Source organism: Alcanivorax hongdengensis A-11-3 (assembly GCF_000300995.1).
GTDB classification, from domain to species: Bacteria; Pseudomonadota; Gammaproteobacteria; order Pseudomonadales; family Alcanivoracaceae; genus Alcanivorax; species Alcanivorax hongdengensis.
This window is the reverse complement of sequence record NZ_AMRJ01000003.1, coordinates 136,123-157,297: the sequence shown is the minus strand read 5'-3', so window position 1 is coordinate 157,297 and position 21,175 is coordinate 136,123. Positions and strand designations below refer to the sequence as shown.

General features: G+C 63.9%; 21 protein-coding genes. 9 read left to right on the top strand and 12 right to left on the bottom strand.

Annotated features, from left to right (window positions below; translation table 11 throughout):
- On the bottom strand, positions 1-198 hold the full coding sequence (lptM, locus tag A11A3_RS03880) for an LPS translocon maturation chaperone LptM (RefSeq protein WP_008927959.1): 198 nt from the start codon (positions 196-198) through the stop codon (positions 1-3).
- A 123-nt stretch (positions 199-321) separates the two neighbouring features.
- Positions 322-1,722: an argininosuccinate lyase gene (argH, locus tag A11A3_RS03875; RefSeq protein ID WP_008927958.1), complete on the bottom strand. Its 1,401-nt coding sequence runs from the start codon at positions 1,720-1,722 to the stop codon at positions 322-324.
- Between the two features lie 143 nt (positions 1,723-1,865).
- On the opposite strand from argH, the gene A11A3_RS03870 reads away from it, so the two are divergent.
- The 7 genes from A11A3_RS03870 (at position 1,866) to A11A3_RS03840 (ending at position 8,224) form a co-directional block, all read left to right on the top strand.
- Positions 1,866-2,903, top strand: a complete 1,038-nt coding sequence (locus A11A3_RS03870) for a sensor histidine kinase (RefSeq protein WP_008927957.1) — start codon at positions 1,866-1,868, stop codon at positions 2,901-2,903.
- Positions 2,904-2,914: 11 nt separating this feature from the next.
- A complete protein-coding gene (locus A11A3_RS03865) occupies positions 2,915-3,655 on the top strand; it encodes a LytR/AlgR family response regulator transcription factor (RefSeq protein ID WP_008927956.1) in 741 nt (246 codons plus the stop codon).
- Positions 3,656-3,733: 78 nt separating this feature from the next.
- A complete protein-coding gene (locus A11A3_RS03860) occupies positions 3,734-4,045 on the top strand; it encodes a TRL-like family protein (RefSeq protein WP_008927955.1) in 312 nt (103 codons plus the stop codon).
- A gap of 215 nt (positions 4,046-4,260) precedes the next feature.
- The gene (gene hemC / locus A11A3_RS03855) at positions 4,261-5,193 is read left to right on the top strand and encodes a hydroxymethylbilane synthase (protein WP_008927954.1); all 933 of its coding nucleotides are present in this window, start codon (positions 4,261-4,263) and stop codon (positions 5,191-5,193) included.
- A 24-nt stretch (positions 5,194-5,217) separates the two neighbouring features.
- Positions 5,218-5,928: a uroporphyrinogen-III synthase gene (locus A11A3_RS03850; protein WP_008927953.1), complete on the top strand. Its 711-nt coding sequence runs from the start codon at positions 5,218-5,220 to the stop codon at positions 5,926-5,928.
- A 113-nt stretch (positions 5,929-6,041) separates the two neighbouring features.
- Positions 6,042-7,010, top strand: a complete 969-nt coding sequence (locus A11A3_RS03845; protein ID WP_008927952.1) for a uroporphyrinogen-III C-methyltransferase — start codon at positions 6,042-6,044, stop codon at positions 7,008-7,010.
- Positions 7,007-8,224 (top strand): heme biosynthesis HemY N-terminal domain-containing protein, encoded by a 1,218-nt coding sequence (locus tag A11A3_RS03840; protein WP_008927951.1) that lies wholly within the window; start codon positions 7,007-7,009, stop codon positions 8,222-8,224. Before A11A3_RS03845 ends, A11A3_RS03840 begins: the two co-directional genes overlap by 4 nt.
- Here A11A3_RS03840 and A11A3_RS03835 read toward each other — a convergent pair.
- The 7 genes from A11A3_RS03835 to ilvD all read right to left on the bottom strand — a co-directional run bounded on the left by A11A3_RS03835 (position 8,215) and on the right by ilvD (position 16,746).
- A complete protein-coding gene (locus A11A3_RS03835; protein ID WP_008927950.1) occupies positions 8,215-8,718 on the bottom strand; it encodes a PqiC family protein in 504 nt (167 codons plus the stop codon). The two genes, A11A3_RS03840 and A11A3_RS03835, sit on opposite strands and share 10 nt — an antisense overlap.
- Positions 8,711-10,342, bottom strand: a complete 1,632-nt coding sequence (gene pqiB, locus A11A3_RS03830) for an intermembrane transport protein PqiB (RefSeq protein WP_040296679.1) — start codon at positions 10,340-10,342, stop codon at positions 8,711-8,713. The genes A11A3_RS03835 and pqiB overlap by 8 nt, the downstream gene beginning before the upstream one ends.
- Positions 10,305-11,591 carry a paraquat-inducible protein A gene (locus A11A3_RS03825; protein ID WP_008927948.1) on the bottom strand — a complete coding sequence of 429 codons (1,287 nt, stop codon included), beginning with the start codon at positions 11,589-11,591 and terminating at the stop codon, positions 10,305-10,307. Before A11A3_RS03825 ends, pqiB begins: the two co-directional genes overlap by 38 nt.
- 57 nt (positions 11,592-11,648) lie before the next feature.
- Entirely contained in the window at positions 11,649-12,644 is a 996-nt protein-coding gene (locus tag A11A3_RS03820) for a 2Fe-2S iron-sulfur cluster-binding protein (RefSeq protein WP_040296705.1), read from the bottom strand.
- Between the two features lie 119 nt (positions 12,645-12,763).
- Positions 12,764-13,150: an MAPEG family protein gene (locus A11A3_RS03815; RefSeq protein ID WP_008927946.1), complete on the bottom strand. Its 387-nt coding sequence runs from the start codon at positions 13,148-13,150 to the stop codon at positions 12,764-12,766.
- Positions 13,151-13,532: 382 nt separating this feature from the next.
- On the bottom strand, positions 13,533-14,846 hold the full coding sequence (locus A11A3_RS03810; protein ID WP_008927945.1) for a DsbA family protein: 1,314 nt from the start codon (positions 14,844-14,846) through the stop codon (positions 13,533-13,535).
- Positions 14,847-14,901: 55 nt separating this feature from the next.
- A complete protein-coding gene (gene ilvD, locus A11A3_RS03805; protein ID WP_008927944.1) occupies positions 14,902-16,746 on the bottom strand; it encodes a dihydroxy-acid dehydratase in 1,845 nt (614 codons plus the stop codon).
- 139 nt (positions 16,747-16,885) lie between these two features.
- On the opposite strand from ilvD, the gene A11A3_RS03800 reads away from it, so the two are divergent.
- On the top strand, positions 16,886-17,125 hold the full coding sequence (locus A11A3_RS03800) for a type II toxin-antitoxin system Phd/YefM family antitoxin (RefSeq protein ID WP_008927943.1): 240 nt from the start codon (positions 16,886-16,888) through the stop codon (positions 17,123-17,125).
- Entirely contained in the window at positions 17,126-17,515 is a 390-nt protein-coding gene (locus tag A11A3_RS03795; protein ID WP_008927942.1) for a type II toxin-antitoxin system VapC family toxin, read from the top strand.
- A gap of 2 nt (positions 17,516-17,517) precedes the next feature.
- Here A11A3_RS03795 and argA read toward each other — a convergent pair whose 3' ends face one another.
- From argA to A11A3_RS03780, 3 genes are all read right to left on the bottom strand, one after another.
- Positions 17,518-18,834, bottom strand: a complete 1,317-nt coding sequence (gene argA, locus A11A3_RS03790; protein ID WP_008927941.1) for an amino-acid N-acetyltransferase — start codon at positions 18,832-18,834, stop codon at positions 17,518-17,520.
- Positions 18,835-18,987: 153 nt separating this feature from the next.
- A complete protein-coding gene (locus tag A11A3_RS03785) occupies positions 18,988-20,256 on the bottom strand; it encodes an inorganic phosphate transporter (RefSeq protein WP_008927940.1) in 1,269 nt (422 codons plus the stop codon).
- Between the two features lie 15 nt (positions 20,257-20,271).
- A complete protein-coding gene (locus A11A3_RS03780) occupies positions 20,272-20,952 on the bottom strand; it encodes a TIGR00153 family protein (RefSeq protein ID WP_008927939.1) in 681 nt (226 codons plus the stop codon).
- Positions 20,953-21,175: the final 223 nt, after the last annotated feature.

Sequence of the window (21,175 nt, the reverse complement as noted above, 5' to 3'; positions counted from 1 at the left end):
TTAGTCCTGTTCGGCCGCCTGGGCGTCCGGTTGTTCCTGGTTCTTGTCCTGCTCGTTTTTCTCGCTGCTGTTGGTGTCCGGGGTGGTGTCAGCGGCGGGCGCGGCCTGCTTGGCCGGCTGGGGGGCAAAGTACAACGAGCCTTTCTGGCCACAGGCACTGAGCAGGCCTAACAGCAACAGGGGAATCAGGGCGCGCATGGGCGGGCTCCAGCGATGATCGAATGGCGGCAGTATAGCGATTTCTGTCGGTGGCGACGATGGACGCCAGTGGGAAGCTGGGACTGGGCCGATGCCGCGCCCGGAGCCGGGCGCGGCAGCATATTACTGCCCGGTATTGTCCAGCGCTTCACGGGCACGGGCCACGGCCGCGCGCACCTGGTCCGGGGCGGTGCCGCCGATGTGGTTACGGGCGCTCACCGAGCCTTCCAGGGTCAGGACCTCGAACACGTCTTCGTCGATCTGGTCGCTGAATTGCTTGAGTTCGGACAGGGACATGTCGCCCAGGTCCTTTTTCTTTTCCACGCCGTAGGCCACGGCCTTGCCGACGATTTCGTGGGAGTCACGGAAGGCGATGCCCTTGCGCACCAGATAGTCGGCCAGGTCGGTGGCGGTGGCGAAGCCGCGGCGGGCCGCTTCGCGCATCACTTCGCGGTTGGGCTCCAGCGCAGGAATCATGTCGCCGAAGGCGCGCAGGCTGCCCTTGAGGGTGTCTACGGCGTCGTACAGCGGTTCCTTGTCTTCCTGATTGTCCTTGTTGTAGGCCAGCGGCTGGCTCTTCATCAGGGTCAGCAGGCTGATCAGGTGGCCGTTGACGCGGCCGGTCTTGCCGCGCACCAGCTCCGGCACGTCCGGGTTCTTCTTCTGCGGCATGATGGAGCTGCCGGTGCAGAAGCGGTCGGGCAGGTTGATGAAGTTGAACTGGGCGCTGGTCCACAGCACCAGCTCTTCGCTGATGCGCGACAGGTGCGTCATGGACAGGGCGGCCAGGGCGCAGAATTCGATGGCGAAGTCACGATCGCTCACCGCGTCCAGAGAGTTTTCACACACGCCGTCAAAACCGAGTAGCTCACAGGTGCGCTCGCGGTTGATCGGGTAGGTGGTGCCGGCCAGGGCGGCGGACCCCAGCGGCATGCGGTTAACCCGCTTCTTGCAGTCCAGCAGGCGCTCGCGGTCACGTTTGAGCATTTCAAACCAGGCCAACAGGTGGTGGCCGAAGGTGACCGGCTGGGCGGTCTGCAGGTGGGTGAAGCCGGGCATGATGGTGGCCGCTTCGCGCTCGGCCAGATTGAGCAGGCCCTGCATCAGGTAGAGATACTGCTCTTCCAGAATCAGCATTTCGTCGCGCAGCCACAGGCGGATGTCGGTGGCCACCTGGTCGTTGCGGCTGCGGCCGGTGTGCAGCTTCTTGCCGGTGATGCCGATCTTGTCGGTGAGGCGCGCCTCGATGTTCATGTGCACGTCTTCCAGGGCCACGGACCACTGGAATTGACCGGCTTCGATCTCCTTCTGGATCTCCGCCAGACCATTGATGATGGCGTCGCGCTCGTCTTCGGTGAGCACGCCCACTTCCGCCAGCATGGTGGCGTGGGCCTGGGAGCCGTAGATGTCCTGACGGTACATGCGCTGGTCGAAATTCACGCTGGCGGTGAATTCCTGCACGAACTGGTCGGTGGATTCGCTGAAGCGGCCGCCCCAGAGTTTGTTCTGCTGCTTGTCAGTCATCGTGGTCTAGCTCTAACCGTTTTGCGGGGGCGCAGTATAGCAGGGCGACACCACCCCTTGGGAGAGGCAGCTGCAATGGGGTATAACGGCAGTAACAACAGAAAGAATCAATTGGTTATGGATAACGACTGGCGGCGGGGATCATGAACGAACAGACACAGGACAGCTTCCTGCCGGACTTGTGCAGCACCCGGGCGGTGTTGGTGGTGGTGGTGGTGGCGGAGCTGATGGCGCTGGTGGTGTGCCTGGTGGCCACCTATTACCGGGCCTTCAGCCTGCAGCAGCTGGCCACCACCTCACTGTTCGTGCAGTGGGTGGGGCTGACCTCGGCGGCGCTGGTCTGCCAGCTGCGCCCGCGTCTGGACCGTTTGCCCCAGGCGTGGGCGGCCTGTGCGGTGGTGGTGCTGGTGGTCATCGATACCCTGCTGTTCAGCGTGCTGGCACGGCTGATTCTGGGTTGGGTGTTCAACGACGTGGGCGAGATCTACCCGCTCTGGGATCAGGATATTCTGGTCAACGGCCTGATCGCGGCTATCATTGCCGGCCTGGTGATGCGTTATTTCTATGTTCAGGAACAGCTGCGCCAGAAGGGCCAGGCGGAGCTGCAGGCCCGTATTCAGGCGCTGCAATCGCGCATTCGCCCGCATTTCCTGTTTAATTCCATGAATATCATTGCCAGCCTGATCGCGGTGGATCCGGATGCCGCCGAGCAGGTGGTGGAAGATCTGTCCGTGCTGTTCCGTGCCAGCCTGAAGAACTCGGGCAACGAGGTAACCCTGGCCGAGGAACTGGAGTTGTGCCGGCGCTATATACATATCGAACAGCTGCGCATGGGCGACCGCCTGCAGGTGGACTGGCAGGTGGAGGTGGATGCGGAAAACGTGTTGATTCCTCTGTTAACCTTGCAACCCCTGCTGGAAAATGCCATTTATCATGGCATACAACCACTGGCGGCCGGTGGTCTGGTAGTGATTCGGGCCTGTGCCGAGGATGGGATGCTGAGCCTGACGGTGCGCAATCCCAAACCGGAGGTCGGCGGCCAGAGCCATAATGGCAACCGCATGGCGCTGGAAAACATCCAGCACCGGCTGGAGGCCCTGTATGGCGATCGGGTGGTGGTGGATTCCCGCCCGGCAAAAGAACAATACGAGATCGAAATCCGATATCCGCTGCAACGATAAGGGAAAAGACTATGCGGGTGCTTGTCTGTGACGATGAACATCTGGCCCGGGAGCGGCTCAAACGCCTGGTGGAGAAAACCGACGGCTGCGAGGTGGTGGCCGAAGCGGCCAATGGCCGTGAAGCCGTGGTGGAGGCGCAGAAATCGAGGCCGGACGTGGTGCTGCTCGATATCCGCATGCCGGACATGGACGGCATGGAAGCGGCCGAACACCTGAGCAAGATGGACAATCCGCCGGCGGTGATCTTCTGCACTGCCTACGACGAACATGCCCTGCAGGCGTTCAAGGTGCATGCGGTGGATTATCTGCTCAAGCCGGTTAATGCCGAGGGTTTGCAGGGCGCGCTGAGCAAGGCGAAAACCCTCAATCGCGCCCAGCTGGCGGAAATCGGCAGGGAAGTGAGTGAAGAGAAACCGCGCCGCCGCCGTCACATCAGCGCCCGCACCCACCGGGGGCTGGAGCTGGTGCCGGTGGATGAAATCCGCTATTTCCTGGCCGACCAGAAATACGTGACGGTGTGCTCCGCCGAGGGCGAGGTGCTGATTGATGAGACCCTCAAGGAGCTGGAAACCGAGTTCGGTGACCAGTTCGTGCGCATTCACCGCAATGCGCTGGTGGCACTCAAGTATATCGAGGGCATGGAACTGGCCACTGCGGGCCACCATCAGGTGCGTCTGCGCGGCATGGACGCTCGCCTGACGGTCAGTCGCCGCCACGTGGCGGGCCTGCGCCGGGTGCTGCAGAATCTTTAACCGCTGGCCACTAAACAGCCTCCGGGCAACGTGCTAGCCTTGGCGGCGGCGAATAACAACAACACGGGGATACCGGTTATGAAAAAGTGGATTTTGCTCCTGGTCAGCATGGTGGCATTGAGTGGCTGCGCCAACTCAATGATGCCGGTGACCGGCTTCATGTACGGCAACGTCAAAGCACCGCTGGGCGCCACCGCCTCCGCGGACAAGCCCACCCGCGTGGGCCGGGCCAGCGCCCGCTCCATTCTCGGCATTATTGCCTCCGGTGACGCCAGCATTCAGACGGCGGCCCGTAACGGCGGTATCACCGAGATTCACCATGTGGATTACGAGTCCCAGAACTTCTTCGGTGTGCTGTCCGAGTTCACCGTGGTGGTCTACGGCAACTGAGCCGAAAGAGGCAGGTTTCAAGTTGCCACGCGGTGTGAGCGGGGCGGTTTGAATCACGCATTGAGGCCGCGCCCCTACCCCGGGCGCGGCCTCTTGCGTTTGCTGCCCGGCAGAACGGTTTCCGGTTGACACCTGCCTCTTGCCCGTCCCGGCTTCGGCTCCCACGCGCCTTTCCTGTACACTGGCCTTTTCCCCCAATCAGTACAGGACCGTCCATGAGTCGCGAGATTCTGCGCATCGCCACCCGATCCAGCCCGCTTGCCATCTGGCAGGCCGAATATGTTCAGCAGCGCCTGGAGCAGCTGCATGATGGTCTGCGTGTGGAACTGGTGCGCATCAAGACCCAGGGGGACAAGATCCTGGATACGCCGCTGGCCAAGATTGGTGGCAAGGGACTGTTCGTCAAGGAGCTGGAAGAGGCAATGATGGATGGCCGGGCGGATATCGCCGTGCATTCCATGAAGGATGTGCCCATGGCGCTGCCGCCGGGCTTTGCCCTGCCGGTGATCTGCGAGCGCGAAGACCCCCGCGATGCCTTCGTTTCCAACCACCATGACAGCCTGACGGCCCTGCCCCAGGGGGCCTGCGTGGGGACCTCCAGCCTGCGCCGCCAGGCCCAGGTCAAGGCCAATCGCCCGGACCTGGTGGTGAAAAGCCTGCGCGGCAATGTGCAGACTCGCCTGGGCAAGCTGGATGCCGGTGAATTCGATGCCATCATCCTGGCCGCCGCCGGTCTCAAGCGCCTGGAAATGCATGAACGCATCCGCTACGAAATGCCACCGGAAGAATCCCTGCCGGCGGTGGGCCAGGGCGCCGTGGGCATCGAGTGCCGGGATGACGATGCTCAGGTAAAAGCCTGGCTGGCACCGCTCAATGACGCGGACACCTGGGATCGGGTGGTGGCCGAGCGGGCCATGAACCGTCGGCTGGAAGGGGGCTGTCAGGTGCCCATCGCCGGTTTCTCCCTGCTGGAGAATGGCGAGCTGTGGCTGCGTGGACTGGTGGCCGAGGAAAACGGCGGCCGGGTACTGCGGGCCGAGGGGCGCGCGCCCCGGGAACAGGCGGCGGCGCTGGGGCAATCCATTGCCGAGCAGCTGCTGGAGCAGGGGGCCGATGCCATTCTCCAGGCGCTCTATCAGAGCCAGTAGGCGGCCCGCCAAGAGCGCCTTGCCATGAGTCATACCGTGTTGATCACCCGCCCGCAGGGCCAGCACCACCAGCTGCAACAGCAGCTGGCCGGGGCTGGCTACCGGGTGGTTCATCGCCCGGCCCTGCAGATCGTACCGTTGCCGGTGACCGATGCCTGTCGCCGCACCTTGATGGATCTGGACCTGTTCCATGCGGTGATTTTCATCAGCCGCAATGCCGCGCGGCTGGCGCTGGATGCCATGGCCGATCTGTGGCCCCAGTGGCCGGTGGGCGTGCACTGGCTGGCCGTGGGGCAGGCCACCGGCGCCGAGCTGCAGCGGCGACAACTGACGCCCACCCTGCCTGACAAGGGCTTCAACTCCGAAGCCCTGCTGACGCTTCCCTGTCTGCAACATCTGCAGGACAAGCGGGTGCTGATCTGCCGGGGCGAAGGCGGCCGGGGCCTGCTGGCCGAAGCGCTGCACGGGCGCGGGGCGACGGTGTCCTCCCTGGTGTTCTATCGCCGCCAGCCGGCAACAGATTTTTACGTGCCCGACGGCGTTGACGCCGTCATGATTACCAGTATCGAAAGCTGGCAGGCAGTGGCTGACAGCCTGCCAGCCTCGCTCTTGGTGGTGGCCGCCGGGGAACGGGTGGCCGCCGCCGTGCGGGCCGGCCACGGCGGGCCGCTGGAGGTGGCCGAAACGGCCCACGATGAAGACATGGTGCAGGCGCTGCAACGGGCGCTACCGTAATCATTGGACAGCCTGAGCCGCTCACTTTAAGGTTTTTGCAACGGTAGGCGCGAGTCGCTGACAGGGTCGTGGCCGGGGTGACGGCCCCCTGAATAACAAACAATGGAGCTGACATGACGCAGGATCGTCTTCTTTCCCGTCAACAGGGCGCGAGCCTCTGGGTAGTGCTGGTGTTGCTGGTCATCATTGCCGCGGTGGCGGCCGGAGGCTGGTGGGGCTGGCAGCAGTTGAGCGGGCTCTATGCCGAAAAGACGACGCTGGAACAGCAGGTCGCGGACCTGCGCCAGGGGCAGGCGCGCCAGCAGCAGAACCTGCAGGCCAGCCTGGCGGACCTGCAACAAAAGCAGCAGAACCTGCAATCACGTATCGACAGCGACCAGAGTGCTCTGGCGGATCTGAAAAGTGGCGGCCAGCGCCTGTGGCTGATCAACGAGGCCCGGGCCCTGGCCAGCCTGGCCAGCCAGCGGCTGCTGCTTACCCAGGATGCTGCGGCTTCCCGCCGTTTGCTGAAGGCTGCGGATGGCGTACTGGCGCGCCTGGATGATCCGCGCGCCCTGCCGGCCCGCCAGGCGCTGGCGGCGGACATGGAAAAACTCAGCGGCGCTACCCGGGTGGATGTCCAGGCCATGGTGCTGCGCCTGGGCGCTCTGCGCCAGCTGGCCACCGAACTGGCGGTACCCGCCAGCCCCACCCCGCCGGAGCGCAATCTCGACGACAGCAAGGACAAGAGTCTGTGGCAGGGGCTGCTGGAGCGCCTGCCGGTGCAGGTGCGTCACTATGACGGCAAGGTGCCGTTGCCTCTCAACGATGCCCAGGCCGCCCAGGTGCGCCTGACCCTGGATGGCAGCCTGCAGCAGGCCCAGCTGGCATTGATGCAGGGCCGTGGCAAGGCTTATCAGCAGGCCCTGGACAGCACCCGTGCCACGCTCAAACAGTGGTTCCGGGCCGATGACCCGCGTGTCGCCCAGATGCTGGCGGCGCTGGACGAACTGGGTGGCCAGACCGTGGAGCAGGCCTTGCCGGATATCGGTGCCGGCCTGACCGCCATTGAGGTGCTCAAGCGCAAGGAGGCGGGCCAATGAAGCGTATTGTCCTGCTGATTGTTGTCGTCCTGCTCGCAGCGCTGGCCCTGGGCCGCTGGATGGCGGCGGATTCCGGTTATGTGCTGATTATCCGTGATGACCTGCAGGTCGATATGACCCTGGGTTTTGTGCTGCTGGCGCTGCTGGTGGGCGCGCTGTCCCTGGTGATCCTGACCCTGTTGGCCAATGCCGCCTGGAATGCGGTGGAACCCATTCGCGCTACCCGGCGCTGGAAGAAAGCCACCGCCCGCCGCCGTCTCTACAGTGGTTTTCTGCAGCTGGTGGATGGCGAGCATGAGCGGGCCGAGCGGCTGCTGGTGGCCTCCGCGCAGGAAGGCGACTGGCCGCTGGCCGGCTGGTTGCTGGCGGCGGAATCCGCCCGCGAGCGCGGTGATGTGGATGGCAGCCAGCGCTACCTGGAAAAGGCCGGCGAAGACCGCCGTGGCCGCCTGGTGGCGGGCCTGATGAAGGCCCGATTCGCGCTCGCCGACGGTTACCCGCAACAGGCCCGGGAAGAGTTGAAGGTGCTGGCGGATATGGCACCGCGTAACCGCCGGATTCTGGAAACCTATGCCGACGTGCTGGAAAGCGAAAAGGATTGGGCGGCCCTGTGCGAACTGATGCCCCGCCTCAAGCGGGTCTTCGGTGATGCCGACCAGGCCCGCCGTGAGCGCCGTGCCTGGCTGGCCCGGGTACAGGAAGCCGCCCGCAAACCCGGCTTCAATGACGCCGACAGCCGCCGTGACGAGCTGGCGCGGCTGTGGAAAACGGTGCCGCTATCGCTCAAGAACGACCCGGCCATGGTGGCCCGTTATGCCGGTTTCATGGCCCAGCTGGGGGCCGGTGGCAAAGCGCTGGAGCTGGTTCGTCACCAGCAGGAGCGGGACTGGGATGATCGCCTGCCGCCGGTGCTGGAAGCCATTGATGATGTGGCGCCGGACAATCTGCTACAGGTACTCGAGGGCTGGCTGGCCAATCGCCCGGGCAACGCCGCGGTGCTGATTACCGCCGGGCGCGTGGCGCTCAAGGCGCGTCTGTGGGGCAAGGCCCAGGGCTTCTTCGAAGCGGCCGCCAATTCCAGCCAGAGCGCCACCGCCCTGGCGGAGCTGAGCCGTCTGTACCAGTCCCTGGGCGATAGCAGCAAGATGCAGAATACCCTGGAGCGGCGCGCCCGCTTGCTGGCCGAGCAATTGCCCGACCTGCCTCAACCCTGAAGCGCGGCAGCCAGCTGCCGCGCCATCTCGGCGACGCCCTGGTCGAGCGTGCCAACCAGGGCATCGTAGCCGTCTTCCGGCAGCGCTTGCTGCCAGTCCACCCTTCCTTCTTTTTCGCCACAGCGCCAGTGGGCGCGCAGTCGCGCCTGACCGTCAGGGGTGCCCTGAAAAGCGGTGATTTGCACAACCAGCGCCGGGTAGTCCGCCAGCCGGATGCCCTGCGCCGTCAGTTGCACATCCAGGGCCCGCCGGATCTGGTCAGCCAGTGGCTCCGCCCAGCGATGCTGGCGGGCCTGGTACAGCCGGGTATCGCTCAGTTCCAGCACCATGGCGCCGCTGTCCAGATAACCGGCCAGTTGCACCTGGATTCGTTCCGGAGCCTGGCTCACCTGCCGCGCCGAGGGCAGCAGATAATCACGGGTCGGCGGCGGTGAGGACTGGCAGCCACCCAGCAGCAGCATGAGCGAGGTGAGAAAGATGACGGGTCTAGTCATGGCGTGGTGCTCGTGGTTGCGGGTCCGCCGGTGGGTTCGGCGAGAAGATCAGGGCATTGGGGTGCTCGCGCAGGGTGCGCAGCAGCGGCTGCACGTCACGCAGGGTGGTATCCAGCTGCTTGAGCGTCTCCTGCAGGTTGCCGTAGCCCGGGCTGCCCGGTTGCAGGCCATCCAGTGTTCGGTGCAGCGCTTCCAGATTGTCGGCCATCTGCTGTGGCAGTTGTTGCAGGGCCGGGTCGTCCAGTACCTGTTGCAGTTGCGAGGTCAGGGCCGACAGGTTGGCCAGGCTGGCATTCAGGTTGTGGGCAATGTCCTGCATGGGCAGCTGGTTGAGTTTTTTCAGTAGCTGGCCGAGCTGGTTTTCCAGTTGCGAGAAACCGCCGTTGACCGTCGGGAAGACCGGCACCTGGTGGTAGCTGGCCGGCCAGGATTGCCGGTCGGAATGATCGTGGAAGTCCAGGTCCACATAGCGCCCGCCGGTAAGCAGGTTGCCTGAGCGCAGGCTGGCACGCAGCCCCTGCTTGAATTGCTTGTCGATGCCCTGGCGCCAGAGCGCTTCACTGATGCTTTGCTGGCCGCCCAGGCGTTGCGGTTCGATGCGAATCAGTACGGGAATCGGGTCACGGCCCAGGGAGGCCGGGTTGCTGCGGATGAATTGCCAGGGCACCTGCTCCACCGTGCCCACCCGCACGCCGCGATATTCCACCGGTGCGCCCGCGCTGAGGCCGCGCACACTGCCCGGCACCAACAGCACATAATCCAGATGCTGCTGATAGAGGCCGCGACGGGCCTGCTCACGATTGGCGTAGAGCGTGAAGTGCTGGTTTTTTTCTGCCGGCATGGCCAGCTCGTTGCCGGTGTCCAGGTCAGCAAAGGCAATGCCGCCGCCCAACACCGCTTCCAGTGACGGTGCCTGCACTTTCAGTCCCTCGGCATTCAGCTGCAGGTCTACACCGCTGGTGCTCCAGAAGCGACTATGGTCGGTGACCAGCACATCGTAGGGTGCCTTGATCAGAATGCGCAGGGCAAAGCGTCGTTCACTGACGTTGAACTGGCGATCGACGATGCGCCCCACCACCAGGTTGTGATAGAGCACCGGGTCACCGGTGGAGACATTGTTGCCCGGTTCGCTGTCCAGGTTCAGGTAGAGGCCATCACTGCCGGCTTCGGTGACCGGTGGGGTGTTTTCCACCGTGAAGCGGCGCCGCGGTTTGCCGCTCTGATCGGGCAGCAATTCGATATAGGCACCGGACAGCACGGTGCCCAGACCGCTGATGCCTTCCCGGCCGATGCGCGGCTTGACCACCCAGAAGCGGGCCTTTTCACCCAGCATGCGCTCACTGTCCGCCTGCATTTGTACTGTCACCAGGGTATGCGCCAGGTCCTGTGACAGCTCCACCCCTTCCACCATGCCCACCTGCACATTGCGGGTCTTGATGGCGGTCTTGCCGGCGTTGATGCCTTCCGCGTCGTCCATCACCAGGGTCACGGTGGGGCCCTGGGAAGACACGTAGCGCATCAGCAGCCACAGCCCCAGCAGCAGGGCGGCCAGGGGGATCAGCCACACGGCGGACAGCCGTGGGCGCTTAGAGGCTGTTGCCTGGCTGTAGTCGTTGGAGGTCATGGTTGAGCCGTTGTTGTTGGTCCCAGATCAGTCGCGTGTCAAAACGCTGTGCGGCCAGCATGGTGACGATCACCACGGCGGCAAAGGCGAGCCCGGCGGGGCCCGGTACCACATTCATCAAATTGCCCAGTTGTACCAGGGCCACCACGATGGCGACCACAAAGACATCAATCATGGACCAGCGCCCGATCCACTCCGTGACACGGTAAAGGCGCATGGTGCTGTGGCCGTCAAACGGCCGGGGGCTGCGGGCCCGGTAGCACAGCCAGCCCAGCGACAGAATCTTGCCGAACGGGATCAGCACACTGGCGGTGAAGATGATCAGGGCGATGGGCCAGTCGCCGTGATGCCAGAACAGGATTACCCCGGAAATAATGGTGGAGGGCATGGTATGTCCCAGGGTGGTCGTTTCCATGATCGGGAAAAGGTGCGCGGGGAAGCACAGCAGCGCGGCGGTGGCCAGCAGGGCCCAGACCTGTTGCAGGCTGGCAGGGCGGCGCGGATGCAGGCGATGACCGCAGCGCAGGCATGCTTGCCCCTCCTGAACTGTCTGTACGCAACCACAGCAATGGCAACCGATCAGCCCCTGGGTCCGGGCGCTGATACCCTGGCGGGCACCGGCGGGTAGCGGCGCCGGGCCGGCCAGCCTGCGCCACAGCAGGGGGGTATCAATGCGGTTATTGATGATCAGCAACAGCAGGGCATAGGCGCCAAAGGCCCAGAAGCCGCCCAGCAGCTGCACCTTTGCCATGCCAATGATTTTCACCAGACTGACCAGGGCGGCGATGGCGAACACATCCGCCATCAACCAGCGCTGCATGAGTGGCAGATGCCGCAGCATGGCCAGGGCGCCGGGCAGGGGGCGCTGCAGGCGCAGGCTCAGTGTCAGCCAGCTAACGCTGAAAAGGTAAAGCTGCGGCAGGATCACTACCAGCGCGAGAATCACCATGGCAAGAAACGGATAGTGATAGTGCAGCAGTTCAAGCGCCGCATCCGGCAGCGACATGTTGCGCGCCAGGCCGTTTTTCTCGAAGCCGATATAGGGCAGGAACAGGGCCATGGGTAGCAGCATCAGGGCGCTCAGGGCCAGGGCCGGGGTCAGTTGATCATCGGGCAGGTGGCGCACCAGGGCATACTGGCAGCGTGGGCAACGAACCCATTGCCCCGGTGCCGGCGACTGGATATGAATCACCAGGTCGCATTCCGGGCAGGCCAGCACCCCCTTGTTGGCTGAAGCCGCAGTCGCCATGACAGTCTTCCCTGTGTCAGTGGCTTTATTGTGCAGCAGGGCCGGTGGCGAGGCCAGTTAATCCCGGGGGGCGTAATCGAACACGTCGCAGTGAATATTGCTGGCGGGGACGCCTTCGGCCACCAGCGCGTCGAATACCGCCCAGGCCATGGGCGGGGAGCCACCCAGGAAGAACAGCGGCAGGGCCGGTTCGCGCAGGGCCTCGATAGCGGCTTCGTGGACCAGGCCTTCGGCATGGTCCGGGTGGCGGATATCCGACAGGGCGGTGGTGTAGTGGAAATCGGCCAGTGCGCCCTGCCACTGGGCGGGCAGGTCCGGCAGGTAGAGGTCTTGCGGCGTGCGGGCGCCCCAGAACAGGCGCACCGGTTGCTCGAAGCCCAGCTCGATGAGCCGTTCGATCATGGCCTTCACCGGCGCAAAGCCGGTAGACCCGCAGATAAACCACACCGGTTGCTGAGGTGGGCCGTCAATAAAGCGCAGGCCCGCGGGCAGGGTCACATCCACACCCGGTGACTGCTGCAGGTGGGCCATGATGTCCCGGGCGGCGCTGTTGTCGTCGCCGTGACGGATATGCAGTTCCAGCCGGCGGTCCGCACAGTGATTGGCAATGGAAAACGGGTAGGCCTCGCCGTCGATGTTGAGCATCAGATACTGGCCGGCATGCCAGCCAATGCGCTTGCCGGCGGGCAGGCGCAGCCAGACGCGGCTGACGTCGTGGTTCAGCGGGTCGATGCTATCGACCTGGCAATGCACATTGTGAACCGGCAGTTCGCCGGGCGCGGTCACCTCGGGCACATCTATCTCGCAATCACTGAGCGGAACGGCCACGCAGTATAGCACCTCATCGCTACCGGCTTCGCCCGCATGAAGGGTGTGGCTTTTCTGTCGGACATCACCGGACAGCAGTCGGCCCTGGCAGCGCAGGCAGACGCCATTGCGACAGGCCACCGGGAAGCCGAAGCCGGCTTGCTGGCCGGCGTCGACGATGGTCTGGTCGGTGCGGCAGGGGAAGGAGGCCTTGCCGTTGACGGTGATGGTGTAGGTCCGGGACACGTTTTGATAAATGGATAATGGGACATGGATAACGAAATCCACTTCCCGTTGACACGGCAAGTGGCCCCATGGGCTTTACGTTATCAATTATCCATTCCCAATTATCAATTGCCTGTTCTTTATGCGCCCACGCCCACGAACAGGGCCACGATACAGCCCATGCCAAACGCCCAGACCAGGGTGCGGGCGCTGGCCCAGTCGGCCACGTAGCAGGCGGTGTAGAGCACGCGGCTGGCGACAAAGGCCAGGGCAATTCCGTCGATGGTGCCCTGCGGGGCGGTCTGTGCCAGGTGCGCAATGATGACGGCGGCGGCAAAGGCCGGCGTCACTTCAAAGCCGTTCTGCTGGGCCCAGTGGGCCCGTTTGCGCCCGCCATCCAGGGTTTCCAGAAACTCGCGGGGGTTATGGTTCTGTTTCGGGCCGAACCCGCCCTGGAACTTGGCAAAGGCCGTGCTCAGGTAAGGCAGGAAGATGGCGGCAAGCACACACCAGTAGGCTAGGGTCATGGCAACCTCAATCAATAGTGGATAGTCGATAATGAATAACGCGTACCTTCCGGCCTAGGGCCTGTTCACACTACCGAGACGGCTCCTGCTGAATACATTTTTTCGTCCAGTAGTGTCAGGCGATATGCCGTGTAGTCATTCTACATAAATAGCGCATGGCGCTGCTGGGCGGAAAAAGGGATCAGCCCTTCGGGTTGAGCCCCAAAACCCGCCACTCGTCGTTATTCGTCACTTATTTGGACCACCAAACTGCGCTCCTCATGGCTAGATTGACGGGTTTTGGGGCTGAACAGGTGCCATCTCGGTAGTGTGAACAGGCCCTAGATGATTCATTTTCAATGGCCGGGGGTTTCGCTCCCTGTGTTTCGTTATCAATTATCCATTAGGAATTATCAATTGAATCAAGAAGCGTCTGCTCGACGATGGCCATGCGGTCCTGGCCCCAGATCATGTCACCGTGGGTCAGGAAGCTGGGCACGCCCCAGCTGCCGGCCTCCATCATGCGCTGGCGGTTGGCCTCGGCCTGGCCGCGCCACTGGTCATCGTCCAGCCAGCGCCGGGCCCGGTTCCAGTCCAGTCCGGCGTCTTCGGCCAGCCGGCGCAGGCCGGCTTCGCTGGCCACATTGATACCACGGCTCCAGATGCCGGCGGCGGCGGTCAGCAGCCATTCGCGCAGGCGCCCTTCCTTTTCGGCAAAGGGCCACAGGGCCATGCAGTGTTCCACCCCCAGGCCCACCGGGTCGCAGACGCGACCGAAGGGCACGCTGTGCAGGCGGGCCTCGCGGGCGGCATCCTTGAGAATGTAGAAGCGCTTGGCGCGGGGCACCGTCAGGCCACGCATGACCATGGGCAGCACCGGGCGCACGGTCAGGTCCAGCTGGTAGTGGTCCGCCAGGGCAAAGGTGCGAGCCAGTGCCAGGTAGGAGTAGGGGCTGCGAAAAGAGAAGAAAAATTCCAGTTCCGGGGCCGTATCGCGGTCAAAGGCGGGCCCGTCCAGCCGGGCGGTCTTGGCCTTGTCGTAGCTCATGGGCCAGACGCCACCGCCCAGTCCCAGTTGTTCCAGTCGGCGGGCCAGGTGATCCAGGCGCTCGATGCTCCAGTACCATTCGCCGCCGTAGTGCAGCGTGGCGGTGAGGTAATGGCCATCGTTGAGGAACTGGTCACGGCGGGCTTCCAGGGCCAGGTGGGCCTGGTCGGCGGGTTGCTGACCGTGCTCTTCCAGCAGGCTTTCCAGCTGCTCGTGGTCGTCACGCCAGAGGGCATCGGCCAGCGCCGAGGCCAGTGACCAGAAGCGTTCGTCGTGTTCATGACGCAGCAGACAGCGGGTGGCCGCCAGGCTCACTTCCCGGGCGGGCAGCTGCCAGTCGCCGGGAAATTGCAGGTCGTGCAGTTTGGCCAGTGCGGCCACGTCCCGGGGCGCCAGCTCGCTGAGCATGTCGGCGGCCGGGTACATCTGCTGATCCAGGTAGAGCATGACGCGCGGCGTGATGGTGATGCCGAAGTGCTCGGCAAAGCGCGGCAGTACCTGGGCCATCAGCACCGAATAGGGATCGTCGATGCGGTAGTAGAACACCGCCTGGTGAGGCCGGCGCCGCAGTTTGCGGCGCCACTCCAGCCAGTGGCGGCGCAGATTTTGCAGGCGCTCACTGGTGATTAGCTGCGCCACCAGTGGCATCAGACGGTGCTTGAGGCTCATCCGGGAGGGGCTCCTTTGCATGCCCCTCCCGTCAGGGGAGGGGCGGGCGAGTCGCTTACTTGAGCTGGCTCAGGTCGCGCACGGCGCCACGGTCGGCGCTGGTGGTCAGGGCCGCATAGGCCTTGAGGGCGGCCGTTACCCGGCGCTGACGCATTTCCTTGGGCTTGTAGGCCAGGCTGCCACGGGCCTCCATCTTGGTGCGCCGGTGGGCAATTTCCTCATCGCTGACATCCAGATTGATGGTGCGGTTGGGGATGTCGATGGCGATGGTGTCACCTTCTTCCACCAGGGCAATGGCGCCGCCTTCCGCCGCTTCCGGCGAGGCGTGGCCGATTGACAAGCCGGAGGTGCCACCGGAGAAACGGCCATCGGTGAGCAGGGCGCACTGCTTGCCCAGCCCCTTGGATTTCAGGTAGCTGGTGGGGTAGAGCATTTCCTGCATGCCCGGGCCGCCTTTCGGGCCTTCATAGCGGATTACCACCACATCGCCGGCGACAATCTGGTCACCGAGGATGGCGCGCACGGCGGAATCCTGGGATTCGAACACCCGTGCCCGGCCGGTGAAGATGAGGATGGAGTCATCCACCCCGGCGGTCTTCACGATGCAGCCGCGCTCGGCAATGTTGCCATACAGCACGGCGAGGCCGCCGTCCTTGCTGTAGGCATGCTCGTAATTGCGGATGCAGCCGTTTTCGCGGTCGTCATCCAGACTTTCCCAGCGGGTGTCCTGGCTGAAGGCGGTCTGGGTGCGGATGCCCGCCGGGCCCGCGGTGAACATCTTTTTCACGCCCTCATCGCGGGTGCGGATGATGTCGTAGTGTTCCAGCGCTTCGGCCACGGTGGCCGAGTGCACCATGGGGATGTCCCGGTGCAGCAGGCCGGCGCGGTCCAGCTCGCCGAGGATGCCCATCACGCCGCCGGCACGGTGCACATCTTCCATGTGGTATTTCTGGGTGGCCGGCGCCACCTTGGACAGGCAGGGTACCTTGCGGCTGAGCCGGTCAATGTCTTCCATGGTGAAGTCCACCTCGCCTTCCTGGGCGGCGGCCAGCAGGTGCAAGACGGTATTGGTGGAACCGCCCATGGCGATGTCCAGGCTCATGGCATTCTCGAATGCCTTGACCGTGGCGATGTTGCGCGGCAGCACGCTTTCCATGTCCTGCTCGTAGTAGAGCTGGGCCAGACCAACGATACGGCGGCCGGCTTCCAGGAACAGCTCACGGCGGTCGGCGTGGGTGGCCAGCAGCGATCCGTTGCCCGGCAGCGACAGGCCCAGCGCCTCGGTCAGGCAGTTCATGGAGTTGGCGGTGAACATGCCGGAACAGGAGCCGCAGGTGGGGCAGGCGGAGCGCTCCACCTCGTTGACGGTCTCGTCGTCGACGCTGTCATCGGCGGCCATCACCATGGCATCCACCAGGTCCAGCTTGGTGTCGGCCAACTTGGTCTTGCCGGCTTCCATGGGGCCACCGGATACGAAGATCACCGGGATATTCAGGCGCATGGCGGCCATCAGCATGCCGGGGGTGATCTTGTCGCAGTTGGAGATGCACACCAGCGCATCGGCGCAGTGGGCATTGACCATGTACTCCACGGAGTCGGCGATGATCTCCCGGCTGGGCAGCGAATAGAGCATGCCGTCATGGCCCATGGCGATGCCGTCGTCCACCGCGATGGTATTGAATTCCTTGGCAATACCGCCGGCTTTTTCCACTTCACCGGCCACCAGCTGGCCCATGTCCTTGAGGTGGACATGGCCGGGCACGAACTGGGTAAAGGAGTTGGCGATGGCGATGATGGGTTTGCCGAAATCGCCGTCCTTCATGCCCGTGGCGCGCCACAGGGCGCGGGCGCCGGCCATGTTGCGGCCATGGGTGGTGGTACGGGAGCGATACTGCGGCATGGGAACCTCGTAATGGTCAGTAACTGTGCGTAAGGGGCGTTATTGTAACCTACTGATGCGGCAGTCTGTAGGCGGCATTGGTTGCCTTGGAAGGGATTGCTGATTAGCATTAGCTAATTAGTATTAGCTAGGTGAGTGTATGGACATTATCAATATGCATGATGCCAAGACCCGCTTGTCGCAATTGGTGGATAAGGCTGCCAAGGGCGAACCGTTCATTATTGCCCGTGCGGGCAAGCCCGTGGCTCGGGTGTCAGCCATCGAAGCGCCGGAGCCCGGCGCGGCCCGGCGGCTGGGATTTCTCAAGGGGCAAATCCAGGTGCCTGACGACTTTGATCGTCTCGGGGAAGACAGCATTGCCGACCTGTTCGAGGGCTGAATGAATCTGTTGCTGGATACCCATATCCTGCTATGGGCGGCGGGTATGCCCGAGCGGCTTTCCGAAGAGGCCCGGTCGCTGATCGCCAATGCGGATAATCGCGTATTTTTCAGTGCCGCCAGTATCTGGGAAATCACCATCAAGAACGGTCTGGACCGAGCGGATTTTCGGGTTGATCCCCATCTGTTTCGTCGCGGGTTGCTGGAAAATGGCTATGAAGAACTGCCGATTATCAGTAGCCACACGCTCGGTGTTAGCCATCTGCCGCCGATCCATCGTGACCCGTTTGACCGTATTCTGGTCGCCCAGGCGGAGTACGAGGGGTTTTTGTTGCTGACCGGCGACGAGATGGTGGCGAAATATCCGGGGCCGATTAAGAAGGTTCCCTAACCCTATAACGGTTTCACAAATACCTTCGAGTTCCTCTGCCAGTTATACAGTGACTGCCTTGCCCCCGGCAGAGTCTCCACCCCCGCCGCTTCAAAGCCCTGCTGCTGGAACCAGTGGGCGGTCAGGGTAGTGAGCACGAACAGCTTTTGCAGCCCCTGCTCCCGGGCCCGCCGCTCCACATAGCCGAGCAGCTGGGCGCCGCGCTCGCCCTTGCGGTAGCCGCTGTGCACGGCCACGCAGGCCAGCTCGCCGACCTTGTCGTCCGGGAATGGGTAGAGGGCGGCGCAGGCGATCACCATGCCGTCGCGCTCGATGATCACGAAACGCTGGATTTCGTTTTCCAGCAGTTCCCGGGAACGACGCACCAGGGTGCCGTCTGCTTCCAGCGGTTCGATCAGTTCGAGAATGCCGCCCACGTCCTCGATGCGGGCGCCACGCAGGGTCTCGTAATTCTCCCGGGTGACCATGGTGCCGCAGCCGTCGCGGGTGAACAGTTCCCTGAGCAGGGCGCCGTCGTCGCCGGTGTCGAGCAGGTGCGCCCGGGCCACGCCGTTGCTGGCGGCATGGCAGGCGGCGGTGAGCTGGCGCTCCAGCCCCGGTGCCTGCAGCTGGTCGTCGGCCAGCATGCGGCCGGCCTGTTGCGGGCTCAGTTCACGCAGCTGCTGGCCGTCGCTGTCGTTGATACGGACCTGCGGCCCCATGATGATGAGCTTGTCGGCGCGCAGGGCGATGGCGGCGCTGGAGGCGACTTCCTCGGCGTTGAGGTTGAACAGCTCGCCGGTGGGCGAACAGCCCAGCGGTGACAGCAGCACCACATTGCCGGCCTCCAGCTGGCGGCGAATCGGGTCCACCTCGATGCGGCGCACCTCGCCGGTGTGCTGGTAGTCGAAGCCGTTGCGCACACCCACCGGTTTGGCAATCACGAAGTTGCCGCTGATCAGCTGGATGCTGGCGTTGTGCATGGGGGAATTGGCCAGGCCCATGGAGAACAGCCCCTCCAGCTTCAGGCGCAGGGCGCCCACCGCGGCCATGACACTATCCAGGGCGGCAGCATCGGTGATGCGGCTGTGTTGCTCGAAGGTCGATTCGATGCCGGCGGCGGCCAGCCGCTCGCTGATCTGCGGGCGTGCCCCGTGCACCAGCACCAGTTTGATGCCCAGGGTGTTGAGCAGCGCCAGGTCGTGGATCAGGGTCGGCAGTGCCGGGCCGGCCAGCAGTTCGCCGGCCAACATGACCACGAAGGTGCGCCCGCGATGGGCGTTGATGTAGGGCGAGCTGTTACGGAACCAGCTGACCTGGTCAAAGGTGCGTTCGGACACGATGCTGTCGGCCTTGAATCAAAGGGTATTCGGCCAGTATAGCGAGCCGGCGGGCGCCGGGGCCAGCGTTGCGATGTGCCGCGGTGTGCGCCGCACAAACAAGAACGCCGCCCCGGAAAGGGCGGCGTTGACGGGCATGGCGTCGACCGGCGATCAGGCGCCGAACAGCCCCTTGAAGAAATAGAAGAACAGGATCGACAGCAGCGCGCCGGCCGGTAAGGTGACAATCCAGGAGGTGAAGATGGCGCCGATGGTGCGCATGTTCAGCGAGCCGATGCCGCGGGCCATGCCCACGCCGAGGATGGCGCCCACCAGGGTGTGGGTGGTGGAGATCGGCAGGCCGGTGCCGGAGGCCAGCACCACGGTAGAGGCGGCGCCCAGCTCGGCGGCGAAGCCGCGCGACGGGGTCAGCTCGGTGATCTTCTTGCCCACGGTGGCCATCACCCGGGCGCCGAACAGGGCCAGCCCGAAGACGATGCCCAGGCCGCCGAGCAGCAGGATCCAGCTGGGCATGGGGGCCTGGCTGCCGACCACGCCGCCGGAGGCGATCACGCTGTTGATGGCGGCCAGCGGGCCGATGGCGTTGGCCACGTCGTTGGAACCGTGGGCAAAGGCCATGGCACAGGCGGTGAAGATCATCAAAACCGCGAACACCCGTTCCACGGAACTGTAGCGGAACGCCTTGTCGGCGGCCGGGTCCGGTTTGATGCGGCTGAGGAAAACGATACCCAGGCCCATGACCACGGCGCCGCCCAGCAGGGACCAGAGGAAGCTGTGGGCGAAGCTCATGTCCAGGCCGATATGTTTCAGCCCCTTGATCAGGGTGACCATGGAAATCACGAAGCCCACCAGGAACATGTAGAAGGGCACGATTTTCTTGGCGCGCTCGAACGGGTCCTCGTGATTGAGCACCAGCCGCTGCACACTCTTGATCAGGGCGAAGGAAATGACACCGGCGAGGATCGGTGACGTTACCCAGCTGGCAACGATGTTGCCGACCTTGTTCCAGTGCACGGCGTCATAGCCCAGGCCCACCGCCGCAAAGCCGACAATGGCGCCGACAATGGAGTGGGTGGTGGACACCGGCCAGCCGAACCAGGAGGCAATCACCAGCCAGATGCCGGCGGCCAGCAGGGCTGACATCATGCCATAGACCAGATACTGCGGGGTGTCGGTAAAGGCGCCGGCATCAATGATGCCCTTGCGGATGGTGGCGGTCACTTCGCCGCCAGCCAGGTAGGCGCCACAGAATTCAAAAACGATGGCGATCAGTACCGCCTGCTTGACGGTCAGGGCGCGGGCCCCCACCGAGGTCCCCATGGCGTTGGCCACATCATTGGCGCCCACGCCCCAGGCCATCAGAAAGCCGAACGCGCCGGCCAGTAACAGCATCAGGTAGCTGTGTTCCAGCATCCACTCCATAAAGCCTTCTCCTCGCTAGCGTGCGACCAACATCTGCAGGCGGCCGCCCACTTTCTGGGCGCGATCGGCGAGATCGCCCACCCAGTCGATGATCTGGTAAAGAAACATGACGTCCACCGGAGGCAGCTCGGCCTCCAGCTTGAACAGGCCGGCGCGAATACGGACCTGCTGGTCGTCATTGGCGCGTTCCAGGCGATCGAGTTCTTCGATCAGGTCTTCCACCAGGTGGATTTCCCGGCCGCTGAAGCCGGTTTCCACCAGTTCGTCGAGCTCATTGATGGCTTTCTGGGCCTGGGCGGACGTGTCGATGGCGCCTTGCACATAGTCGCGCATGGCGTCGGCCAGCGAGGCCGGTATGGTCATCTGGCGGCCCAGCATCAGGCCGGCAATGTCCTTGGCCTTGTTGGCCACCTTGTCCTGCACGCTGACCAGGTCCAGCAGGTCGGTGCGGGGCACGGGCAGAAACAGGCTCTTGGGCAGGTTGAGTCGGAATTCCTTCTTCAGCTCGTCGGCCTGGTTTTCCAGGTCGGCGATCTGGCGACGCAGGCCGCTGGCCTGTTCCCAGTCATCGTCTGTAACGGCTGCGAAGAAAGCCGCCAGGGTTTCCGCGCAGGCATGCACGGTATCGTAGTGCTGTTGAAGGGGTTTGATCGGTGAGCGGCCAAACAGGCCGGCTATGGAGCTTCCAAAGGACATGGCTGCCTCGGGTCCAGTTCAGGTCGATGGGGTCCCATGATGTGACGAACCGGGGCGCGGGGCCATGGGCCGACCGGGGTCGCCGCGGTCACTGTCACAGTATGGTCATGAAACTGGAGGCGAGTATAGTGAAACCCGCCCGCCATGTCAGGGAGAACAACCCGGCCAGGATAGTCAGCGGAGCGGGTGCCTTGTAGAGTAGGTAAAAAGAGTGACACAAGAA